We start from the raw sequence: 9,669 nt of genomic DNA on the forward strand, positions 1-9,669 counted from the left end.
GACGCGGCGCCGGGCCCGTGGCCATTGCGCACGTGGCCGACCTCGTCGCCCGCATCGCCGGGGGCGGCTCGCGCCGGCCCGCTTCCCCGCGCCGCGCCGGCTGATCGCCCCGTCGATGCGTGCCGGCAACAGAGTCCGGCAAAGCATCACCTTGCCGGGCCCGCCCCGTGACGGTCCCGCCCGGTGCCGCTATAGAATCCGCTCGCCACGCCGCCTGCGCCGACCTACTCGGACCCGATCCTCATGCCGGCCTCGATGCCCGTCTCCATCCTCGACCTCGTCGTGCTCGGCGTGGTCGTGATCTCGGCCCTGCTTGCCGCGGTCCGGGGATTCACGCGCGAAGTGCTGGCCATCGTGGCCTGGATCGCGGCCGCGGGTGCCGCGTGGTTCCTCCATCCGCTGCTCCTGCCCCGGATCAAGGACTACATCGCGAACCCCAACATCGCACTGGCGGTCGCCATTGGCGCCGTGTTCGTGGTCACGCTTCTCATTGTCTCGATCGTCACGGTGAAGTTTTCCGACTTCATCCTCGACTCACGCATCGGCGCGCTGGACCGCACGCTCGGCTTCCTGTTCGGAGCTGCCCGGGGCTTCCTGATCTGCGTGATCGGCTGGACCTTCCTGGCCTGGCTGGTCCAGGGCAAGATGCCCGATTGGGCGACCACGGCGCGGGCGCGGCCCATGCTGGAGAACACCAGCACGGCCATCATCGCCATGCTGCCCGACCCGGACGGGGTCATGGCACAGTTCCGCAAACGCCAGGGTGATGGCGCGACAGTGCCCGAGCCGAAGAGCGCCACCCCGACCCCTGCCACGCCCGGCCGCGGCTAAGGGCTGCACGGACGGCATCGCCGGGCCGGTCCCCGCGCATCGGGTCCGGGTGGCAAAGCCGCCCCGCCCGGTCTACATGACACCCTTGATGCGCAAGGGATCCGGCCGCATGGCTGCTTGGCAGACAGACTCCTCTGATTTCGACGACGAGCATGACGGCGACTCGCTGCGCGAGGAATGCGGCGTGTTCGGCATTTACGGGCACCCCGACGCGGCGGCCATCACGGCGCTCGGCTTGCACGCCCTGCAGCATCGCGGCCAAGAGGCCGCCGGCATCACATCCTTCGACGAAGGCCGGTTCCATTCGGAGCGCCGGCTCGGCCTGGTCGGGGACCACTTCTCCAAGGCGTCCACGATCGAGCGCCTGCCGGGCCGTTCGGCCATCGGCCACACGCGCTACTCCACGACGGGCGAGACGATTCTGCGCAACGTGCAGCCGCTCTTCGCCGAGTTGCAGACCGGCGGCTTCGCCGTGGCCCATAACGGCAACCTCTCGAACGGCCTGACGCTGCGCCGCAAGCTGATCGGCGACGGGGCCATCTTCCAGGCAACGTCGGACACCGAGGTCATCCTCCACCTCGTCGCCCGGTCGCGCCGGAACCGCTTCATCGACCGGTTCACCGACGCCCTGTCGCAGGTCGAGGGCGCCTATGCCTTCGTGGGCATGACCAACAAGAAGCTGATCGGCGCGCGGGATCCGCTCGGCATCCGGCCGCTGGTGCTGGGCGAACTCGACGGCTGCCCGATCCTGACGTCCGAGACCTGCGCGCTCGACATCATCGGCGCCCGCCACGTCCGGGACGTGGCCAACGGCGAGGTGGTGGTGATCGGCCCGGACGGGATCGACAGCCAGCGCCCCTTCCCGGCCCTGCGCGCCCGGCCCTGCCTGTTCGAATACGTGTATTTCTCCCGCCCGGATTCGGTCGTGGGCGGCCAGAACGTCTACGAGGTCCGCAAGCGGATCGGCGCAACCTTGGCCGCCGAGTCGCCGGTGGAAGCGGACGTCGTGGTGCCGGTGCCGGATTCCGGCGTGCCGGCCGCCATCGGCTTCAGCCAGGCGTCCGGGATCCCCTATGAGCTCGGGATCATCCGCAACCACTATGTCGGCCGCACATTCATCCAGCCGACCCAATCCGTGCGCGAGCTCGGCGTGCGGTTGAAGCATTCGGCAAACCGCGCCGTGATCGAGGGCCGCCGCGTCGTCCTGGTCGACGATTCGATCGTGCGCGGCACCACCTCGCGCAAGATCGTCGCCATGGTGCGTGAGGCGGGCGCGACCGAAGTGCATTTCCGGATCGCCTGCCCGCCCATCAAATACGCCGATTACTACGGCATCGACATGCCGTCGCAGGACAAGCTGATCGCCGCCCGCATGTCGGTGGACGAGATGCGCGACTATCTCGGCGTGGATTCCCTCGCCTTTCTGTCCATCGACGGCCTCTACAGGGCCCTCGGCCACCCGGGCCGCAACGACAGCATGCCGCAATTCACCGACCACTACTTCACCGGCGAATACCCGACCCCGATCACCGACCATCTCGGGGAAGCCTCGAAACAGATCTCCCTCCTGGCCGAGGCCGGCTGACCCATGGCCGGTGCTCTCGCGGGCCGCGTCGCGGTCGTCACTGGCGCGTCGCGCGGCATCGGCCGCGCCACCGCGGTCGCCCTCGGCGCGGCGGGCGCGCATGTGGTCGCCCTGGCCCGCAGCCAGGGCGGACTGGAGGAACTCGACGACCAGATTCGCCAGGAGGGCGGGACGGCGACCTTGGTGCCGCTCGACCTCAAGGACGTGGCGGCGCTCGACCGGCTGGGCGCCGCCCTGCACGAGCGCTGGGGTCGGCTCGACATCCTGTTCGGCAATGCCGGGCTGCTGGGCGGCCTGGCGCCACTCGGCCATTTCGACCCGAAGATCTGGGACGACGTCATGGCCGTGAATGTCACGGCGAATTGGCGTCTGATCCGCTCGCTCGACCCGCTGCTGCGGGCGGCCGACGCCGGACGGGCGATCTTTGTCTCCTCCGGATCGGCGCATTCCTGCCGGGCCTATTGGGGCCCCTATTCCGTGTCCAAGGCGGCGCTGGAAGCCTTGGCCCGCACCTATGCGGCCGAGACCGCGACCACGGCCATCAAGGTGATGCTGGTCAATCCGGGGCCGCTCCGCACCCGCATGCGGGCCGCCGCCATGCCGGGGGAGGATCCCGAGACCCTGCGCACCCCGGAGGACCTCGCGCCCCACATCCTGCGGCTGGCCGCTCCGGACTGGGCCGAGTCGGGCAAGATCTACGACTTCCCGACCGATCGGGTGCTCACGCCCCAGCGCCCGGCCTGATCGGCCGCTGAGCCGGGAGCCCGGTCACACCCCGGCCTCTCGACCTCAGGGCAGCCCTCTCCCGGCCAGCCCGCCCCCTCGCTCGCGGACGGGCGGCCCCGGCTCGGGCGCGGCGGCGCACCAGCTCAGCGGCCCTCGTCTGGGATCAGCAGCGTGGTGCCGCAGGCCTTGCAATGCACCGCGTCCTCGTCGTGGCGCATCAGCGCGCAGGTCGGGCAGGTGAACTTCACCTTGTGCGGCCGGAACAGCACCTGGGCTAGGCGCAGAAACAGCGTCACGCCGAAGATCATGATCGCGACCGAGAGCAGCCGGCCCGTGGTGCCGGGCAGCGTGACGTCGCCGTAGCCGGTCGTCGTGAGCGACGTCACGGTGAAATAGAGCGCATCCACGTAGTTGCGGATGGCCGGATTGATGGTGTGCTGCGTCACGTAGACGATGCCCGTCATCACGAAAATGAAGACGAACAGGTTCACGACGGCCTGGATCACCTCCTCGTTGTAGCAGTAGAATTCGCTGTCCTTCCGGAGCCGCTCGGTCACCTGATAGCTGCGGAGCAGGCGCAGGGTCCGCAGGATGCGGAGGAAGCCGCCGCCCTCGCCCACGATCGGGCCGAGAAACGAGACCACGGCGACGATGTCCGCCCAGGTGGAGAGGCGGCCGAAATCCCGCCAGCGGGTCCGGCTGGTGGCGAAGCGGGCCAGAAAATCCGCCGCCACCAGGATGCCCACGACGGCGTCGATCGCCGTCAGAACGGCCGTGCGCTCGATAAACGATGACACCACCACGAACAGGATGGTCGAGATATCGAAGGCGAGAAGCCCGTAGCGGAAGCGGTAGGCGCGGTCGCTCTGGCCGTCATACAGCTCCCGCAGCAGCCCCATGATCGAGCCGGCGCCGCCGGAACCCGGGACGGTGGTGGTGGTGGTCATGCGCGCCGCCGCTCGGCCCTGGCCGAGCGCTCCTGCATCCGCGTATTCGGCCCCGGGGCCGTCCGGTCCGTCAATCCCGCTTGCGGCCTTCGAACGGGTTCTTGCCCGTCCGGAAGGAGAGCCGGATCGGCACGCCCGGCAGGTCGAACACCTCGCGCAGCCCGTTCACGAGGTAGCGGGTGTAGGAGCGCGGCAAGGCGTCGAGCTGGTTGCCGAACAGGGCGAAATGCGGCGGGCGCGCCTTGACCTGCGTCATGTAGCGGATCTTGATGCGGCGGCCCGACACGGCCGGCGGCGCATGCGCCTCCAGCGCTTCCGCCAGCCACTCGTTGAGCCGTGCCGTCGGAACCCGTCGGCTCCAGGTATCGGCGGCTCCGACCACCGCCTGCATGAGCCGGTCGACGCCCTCCCCGGCGAGGCCGGATACCGGCACCACGGGAACGCCGCGCACTTGCGGCAGCAGGCGCGTCGCTTCCTCGCGCAACTCCTTGAGCAGCCCGGGCCGGTCGGCGACGAGGTCCCATTTGTTGACGCCGATCACCAGAGCCCGGCCCTCGCTTTCGATCAGATCGACGATGGTGAGGTCCTGCTTCTCGAACGGGATGGTGGCATCCAGCAGCACCACCACCACCTCGGCAAACCGCACCGCCCGCAGCGCATCCGCCACCGAGAGCTTTTCCAGCTTGTCCTCGACGCGGGCGCGCTTGCGCAACCCGGCCGTGTCGAAGAGCCGGATCGGCTGGTCGCGCCAGCGCCACTCGACCGAGATGGTGTCGCGGGTGATGCCGGCCTCGGGCCCAACCAAAAGGCGGTCCTGCCCGAGCATCCGGTTCACGAGGGTCGATTTGCCGGCATTCGGCCGGCCGACGATCGCCACCTTGAGCGGCTTGTCACGCCCGCCGCTGTCGCCGTCATCGTCGCCGATCAGGGGCAGCAAGGCATCGAAGAGATCGCGCAGCCCCTCGCCGTGCTCGGCCGAGATCGGCACCGGGTCGCCGAGCCCGAGCGAGAACGCGTCATAGGCGCCGGCCATTCCGCCCCGGCCCTCGGCCTTGTTGGCCAGAACAACAGCAGCCTTGCCCGAGCGGCGCACGAGGTCGGCGAAGACCTGGTCGTCCGGGATGACCCCGGCGCGGGCGTCCATCAGAAACAGAACGACGTCGGCCTCGTCGATCGCGGCCTCGGTCTGCCAGCGCATCCGCTCGGACAGAGAGCCGGCCTCGGCCTCCTCCAGCCCGGCCGTGTCGATCACGGTGAAGGACAGGTTCCCGAGCTGGGCCTCGCCCTCGCGCCGGTCCCGGGTGACGCCCGGCCGGTCATCGACCAGGGCCAGCTTCTGCCCGACCAGGCGGTTAAACAGGGTCGACTTGCCGACATTCGGCCGTCCAACGATCGCGACGACCGACATGTGCTCGCTACTGGGTGATCGCGACAGGGCCGCCGGCCACGAGCGCGGTGTAAATCTCAAGCCGGCCGCGCAGACCCTGCGGGGTTTCGCGATCGGCGGCGATCTGGTCGAACCAGCGGCCAGCGGCCTCCAGGTCGCCACGTTTCAGGGCCGCGAGGCCCAGCATTTCGCGGGCGCTGTGGCGCCACGGCTGCGTGCCGGCGGCCATGGGCTCGAGCGCAGCCGCCACGTCGCCCGATCCCGAGCCGATCCGGAGCGCCGCGGCCCGGAAGCGGGCCAGGTCGCGAAGCGAGCCCTGCACAGCCGCGTCGGCCGCAATGGCGTCGAAAGCCCGGGCGCCGCCCTCGACATCGCCGTCGCCGATCTCGGCCGCAGCCCGGAACCGGGCCAGAAGCGCGTAGCCGCTCGCGCCGTCGCCGGCCAGCGCCGCCAGCGCCTTCTCGGCCTCGTCGCCCTTGCCGTCGCGGGCGAGCTGCAGCGCGTCCTCGTACCGCACGGCTGCGGCCTCGGAGCGCGTGACCTGGGCGTGCTGCCAGTAGCGCCATCCGCCGACGCCGCCCACCAGCAGCAGCGCGAGGCCCAGGATCACGCCGCCGAACCGCTTCCAGACCTGCGCCAGCTGCTCACGCCGGTATTCCTCGTCGACCTCGCGCAGAAAAGGATCGGTGGCCATCTCAGCTCGCTGTTCGCCCTGAATGGGCCGCCTAACACATGGCTAAGGGCAAGGCGAGGCGAGGCGAAGGCCCGGCCGCGCAACAAAAAGCCCACCGGGCAGAGCCAGGTGGGCGGGCTGGGCGCGACGGGTGGACCAATGACCATCGCCCCGGCCAGGCACCTCATCATGCACCCCGGCGCGACAGGACGCCAGCCACCGTTCGGGCCGAGACCCTCCGGATCAGGTGCCGGGCAGGACCGGGACGCCGATCCACCACGGATGCAGCCAGCGGGCGAACACGAACCAGGCCACCGTTCCGACCACAAGCGCCAGCACGTCGTTGCGCCAGCCAGCCGGAGCCGTGAGCGGGCCGCCATGCTGACGGACCTCGTCCGGACGCCGCTTGGCGCTGATCCGGGCCGCCACCGCCCAGGCCAGGATGGACCCGAAGAGCAGCATCGACCCGAGATCTCCGTTGGCCAGCAGGTGGGCCAGCGCCCAGGCCTTGATGCCGGCCAGCATCGGGTGCTTCAGGGCCGCCTTGATCCGGCCCGGCAGGTACGCGGCCGCGAAGGCCACGAAGGCGACCCAGACGAGCAGCAGCGCCAGGTGCCGCGTCGCGACCGGCGGCGACCACACCTCCACCCAGCCGGTGCGACGGTACAGGCCAAAGCCGTAGACGATCAGGACCAGGCCGAGGAGCGACAGCACCGAGTAGCCGATCCGATACGGCGTCTCGCCCCAGCGCTCGATCAGCGCCGCCCGCGTGCCGCGCCGCATGGTGAAACTGTGAACGCCGATGAACAGCGCGAGACCGGCGACGAGGGCGAGCATGAAGGGGTCCGTAAGCGGGGTGTGAGAGCATAGACCATTGGCTGCAGGGCTGCGAGCCGGCCAGAAGCGCGGGCAGGAGACCGAGATGCGGGCGCGGTGGTGGACCCTGGTGGCTTTGCCGGCCGCCGCCGTGCTGCTCCTTGCGGCCGCACCGGCCGCACCGGCCGCGCCACCGCCGCTTGCCGCCCTGACCCTCCTGACCGGGCCTGAAGTGGTGTTCACGCCGAAGCGGGACGCCTGCGACGGCGACGACGTTCCGGACACCAACGCCCGGGCGTTCCGGGACGCGGCGGGCGAGATCGTCCTGTTCGCCCTCCACACCAAGAACCGCGCCTTGCGGGGGCCGGATTTCGACCACCTGCGGGTCGATTGCCGGTCGCCCCTGCCCTCCTCCGGCCTGTCGGACCCGGCCCGCTACGACGATGCGAGCTGGATCACGGCGACCTGGACCGAGGACGGGCGGCGCGTGGACGGGCTGGTCCACCACGAGTTCCAGGCCAACACCCATCCGGGGCGATGCGGCTTCAGTGCCTATCTCGCCTGCTGGTACAACACCGTGCTGGGGGTGAGCTCACAGGACGGCGGCCGCAGCTTCGAGCGCCCGGCCGTGCCGGCCGTGGTCGCGGCCGCGCCGTTCCGCCAGGAGGTGGGCCAGGGGCGGCACCGGGGCTTCTTCAACCCCTCCAACATCGTCGCCGACGGCGCCGCCCGCTACGTCATGGCCTCCACCACGGGCTGGGCGGGCCAGAGTGCGGGCCCCTGCCTGTTCCGCACGCTCACGCCGGCCGACCCGTCGAGCTGGCGCGCCTTCGACGGCCAAGCCTTCTCGATCCGCTACACTGACCCCTACCGGACCAGCCCGCAGCCAAAACCGTGCCGGACGGTGGAGCCGTTTCCGGCGCCGGTGGGCGCCATCGTGCGGCATCGGCCGTCGCGGGCCTGGGTGGCGGTGTTCCAGGCCAAGGCGGATGGCGGGCGCTTCGCCCGATCCGGGTTCTACACCACCACCTCGCGCGACCTCCTGCATTGGGATGAGCCGCGGCTGCTGCTCGCTGGAGCGACCCTCTACGACGATCCCTGCGGGTCCGGCGGCGGCCTGATCGCCTACCCGTCGCTGATCGACCGCGACGCCGCGGGCCGCAATTTCGACAGCGTGGGCGACACGGCCGAGCTCTATTTCTCCACCCTGCGGGTCGAGGGCTGCCGGGTGACCGCGGACCGCGAACTCGTGCGGCGCAAGGTCGCAATTCGGATCCTGCCCTGACTCCTGCGGCGCGGCCCGGGGGGCCGGGCCGGGCGAAGCTTTTCGCCGTTCGGCTCCGCCCACGTGAACCTTAGCCTCCCCTGATCGTTGCGTGAGCATCGGCACCCTATGCCGGCGACCTTCTGGAGGCTCACTCATGTTCACGCGAAAAGCCGCGATCCTGTTTCTGTCCACGACCATGCTGGCCGGCAGTGCCCTGGCGCAGTCCACGACGCCGATGACGTCCTCGGGCTCCGGCACGACCACCGCGACCTCGGCCTCCTCGTCGGCTTCGGGCAACTTCATCACTGACCAGGCCATGGGCCAGTTCCGGGGCTCGAAATTCATCGGGCTCGACGTCTACAGCACCGACAACGAGAAGATCGGTGACATCAGCGAGGTCCTGATCGACAGCCAGGGCAACGCCAAGGCCATCGTGATCGGCGTCGGCGGCTTCCTCGGCATCGGCGAGAAGAGCGTGGCCGTGCCGTGGTCGGCCGTGACCTGGGTGAACGAGCGCTCCACGAGCCGCAGCAGCTCGGCCGGCACCGGGTCCACGTCCTCGGCCGGCACCACCACTGGGTCCACCGCGGGCACGACCGGCAGCACGGGCGGCGGCATGGCCTCCGGCACCACGACCGGCGCCGGAACGGCGGGCGCGGGCACCACGGCGGCCGGAACGACCACCTCGGGCACGACGGCCGGCACGAGCGGCTCCGGCATGGGCTCCACCGGCGCCGGCGGCACCACGGCGGCTGGCGGCACCACGGCTGCTGGTGGCACCACGGCGGCGGGCGGCGCGGCCGGCAACACGGGCTCGCGCAGCCCGGCCGAGCAGGCGGCCTATAACGGCTACCCCGACCACGCCATGGTCAAGCTCTCCAAGGCCGAGCTGCAGAACGCTCCGACCTTCAAGTACTACTCCGACAGCCGCTCGGACACCCGCTCCGGCAGCACCAGCGGCAGCGGCTCGACCACCCGTCAGTGATCGACACGCGACGCTGACGTCGAAGGCCCGGGGTCACTCCCGGGCCTTTTTCTTTGTTCCGAGGTCTCGCGCGGCAGCGCCGCGCCCAGACCCAACTAGCTTTTCTTGCGGAGCGAGCGGCGAAACACGGCGCCGATCTCCTCGAAGCCGGCCGCGTGGCAGAAGCCGCGCAGATCGGAGCTTCCGGGCGGCGCTGCCAGCCGCAGCGTGCCGCAGCCTGCGAGCCGGGCTGCCTGCGAGGCCGCTTTCAGGAGGAGGCGGCCGATGCCGCGGCGGCGCTCCGCCGGGGCGACCACGAGCGTGCTCACCCAGGCCACCGGCCGGTCGTCGTCCAGCGTGGGGTGCCAATGCAGCACCACGATGCCGCCCGGCGGCCCCCATTCCACGGCCACAAGGGCGGCGCCGGCGCCGGCCTGAAGCGCCTCGAGGCGCGGCGCCAGCGCGGCCGCGTC

Annotated in this window: 10 protein-coding genes; 5 read left to right on the forward strand and 5 right to left on the reverse strand. The window is 70.7% G+C overall.

Annotated features, from left to right (window positions below; genetic code table 11):
- Positions 1–255: 255 nt before the first annotated feature.
- From JWR86_RS13730 to JWR86_RS13740, 3 genes are all read left to right on the forward strand, one after another.
- Positions 256–831, forward strand: a complete 576-nt coding sequence (locus tag JWR86_RS13730; RefSeq protein WP_299566580.1) for a CvpA family protein — start codon at positions 256–258, stop codon at positions 829–831.
- Between the two features lie 109 nt (positions 832–940).
- A complete protein-coding gene (purF, locus tag JWR86_RS13735; protein ID WP_299566564.1) occupies positions 941–2,416 on the forward strand; it encodes an amidophosphoribosyltransferase in 1,476 nt (491 codons plus the stop codon).
- A 3-nt stretch (positions 2,417–2,419) separates the two neighbouring features.
- Positions 2,420–3,160, forward strand: coding sequence for an SDR family NAD(P)-dependent oxidoreductase (locus JWR86_RS13740; RefSeq protein ID WP_299566566.1), 741 nt, complete (start codon positions 2,420–2,422; stop codon positions 3,158–3,160).
- A gap of 125 nt (positions 3,161–3,285) precedes the next feature.
- Here the strand turns inward: JWR86_RS13740 and JWR86_RS13745 are convergent, their stop codons facing one another.
- From JWR86_RS13745 to JWR86_RS13760, 4 genes are all read right to left on the reverse strand, one after another.
- Positions 3,286–4,089 carry a potassium channel family protein gene (locus JWR86_RS13745; RefSeq protein WP_299566568.1) on the reverse strand — a complete coding sequence of 268 codons (804 nt, stop codon included), beginning with the start codon at positions 4,087–4,089 and terminating at the stop codon, positions 3,286–3,288.
- Between the two features lie 70 nt (positions 4,090–4,159).
- Positions 4,160–5,497, reverse strand: a complete 1,338-nt coding sequence (der, locus tag JWR86_RS13750; protein ID WP_299566570.1) for a ribosome biogenesis GTPase Der — start codon at positions 5,495–5,497, stop codon at positions 4,160–4,162.
- 7 nt (positions 5,498–5,504) lie between these two features.
- On the reverse strand, positions 5,505–6,170 hold the full coding sequence (locus tag JWR86_RS13755; RefSeq protein ID WP_299566572.1) for a tetratricopeptide repeat protein: 666 nt from the start codon (positions 6,168–6,170) through the stop codon (positions 5,505–5,507).
- A gap of 222 nt (positions 6,171–6,392) precedes the next feature.
- Complete coding sequence (locus JWR86_RS13760) at positions 6,393–6,986, reverse strand: NnrU family protein (protein WP_299566574.1); 594 nt, start codon at positions 6,984–6,986, stop codon at positions 6,393–6,395.
- A gap of 85 nt (positions 6,987–7,071) precedes the next feature.
- Here JWR86_RS13760 and JWR86_RS13765 point away from each other — a divergent pair, with 85 nt between their 5' ends.
- Together JWR86_RS13765 and JWR86_RS13770 are read left to right on the forward strand one after the other, a co-directional pair.
- On the forward strand, positions 7,072–8,250 hold the full coding sequence (locus tag JWR86_RS13765; protein WP_299566576.1) for a hypothetical protein: 1,179 nt from the start codon (positions 7,072–7,074) through the stop codon (positions 8,248–8,250).
- 136 nt (positions 8,251–8,386) lie between these two features.
- Positions 8,387–9,217, forward strand: coding sequence for a PRC-barrel domain-containing protein (locus JWR86_RS13770; RefSeq protein WP_299566578.1), 831 nt, complete (start codon positions 8,387–8,389; stop codon positions 9,215–9,217).
- Positions 9,218–9,312: 95 nt separating this feature from the next.
- Here the strand turns inward: JWR86_RS13770 and JWR86_RS13775 are convergent, their stop codons facing one another.
- A complete protein-coding gene (locus tag JWR86_RS13775; RefSeq protein ID WP_299566583.1) occupies positions 9,313–9,657 on the reverse strand; it encodes a GNAT family N-acetyltransferase in 345 nt (114 codons plus the stop codon).
- Between the last annotated feature and the right edge of the window lie 12 nt (positions 9,658–9,669).

The organism is Enterovirga sp., from assembly GCF_028290205.1.
Taxonomy (GTDB): domain Bacteria; phylum Pseudomonadota; class Alphaproteobacteria; order Rhizobiales; family Beijerinckiaceae; genus Enterovirga.

What these genes read in the sequence shown, in the direction of transcription:
- JWR86_RS13730 (WP_299566580.1), top strand. Translation starts at nt 256, where the DNA reads ATGCCCGTCTCCATCCTCGACCTCGTCGTGCTCGGCGTGGTCGTGATC.
- purF (WP_299566564.1), top strand. Translation starts at nt 941, where the DNA reads ATGGCTGCTTGGCAGACAGACTCCTCTGATTTCGACGACGAGCATGAC.
- JWR86_RS13740 (WP_299566566.1), top strand. Translation starts at nt 2,420, where the DNA reads ATGGCCGGTGCTCTCGCGGGCCGCGTCGCGGTCGTCACTGGCGCGTCG.
- JWR86_RS13745 (WP_299566568.1), bottom strand. Translation starts at nt 4,089, where the DNA reads ATGACCACCACCACCACCGTCCCGGGTTCCGGCGGCGCCGGCTCGATC.
- der (WP_299566570.1), bottom strand. Translation starts at nt 5,497, where the DNA reads ATGTCGGTCGTCGCGATCGTTGGACGGCCGAATGTCGGCAAGTCGACC.
- JWR86_RS13755 (WP_299566572.1), bottom strand. Translation starts at nt 6,170, where the DNA reads ATGGCCACCGATCCTTTTCTGCGCGAGGTCGACGAGGAATACCGGCGT.
- JWR86_RS13760 (WP_299566574.1), bottom strand. Translation starts at nt 6,986, where the DNA reads ATGCTCGCCCTCGTCGCCGGTCTCGCGCTGTTCATCGGCGTTCACAGT.
- JWR86_RS13765 (WP_299566576.1), top strand. Translation starts at nt 7,072, where the DNA reads ATGCGGGCGCGGTGGTGGACCCTGGTGGCTTTGCCGGCCGCCGCCGTG.
- JWR86_RS13770 (WP_299566578.1), top strand. Translation starts at nt 8,387, where the DNA reads ATGTTCACGCGAAAAGCCGCGATCCTGTTTCTGTCCACGACCATGCTG.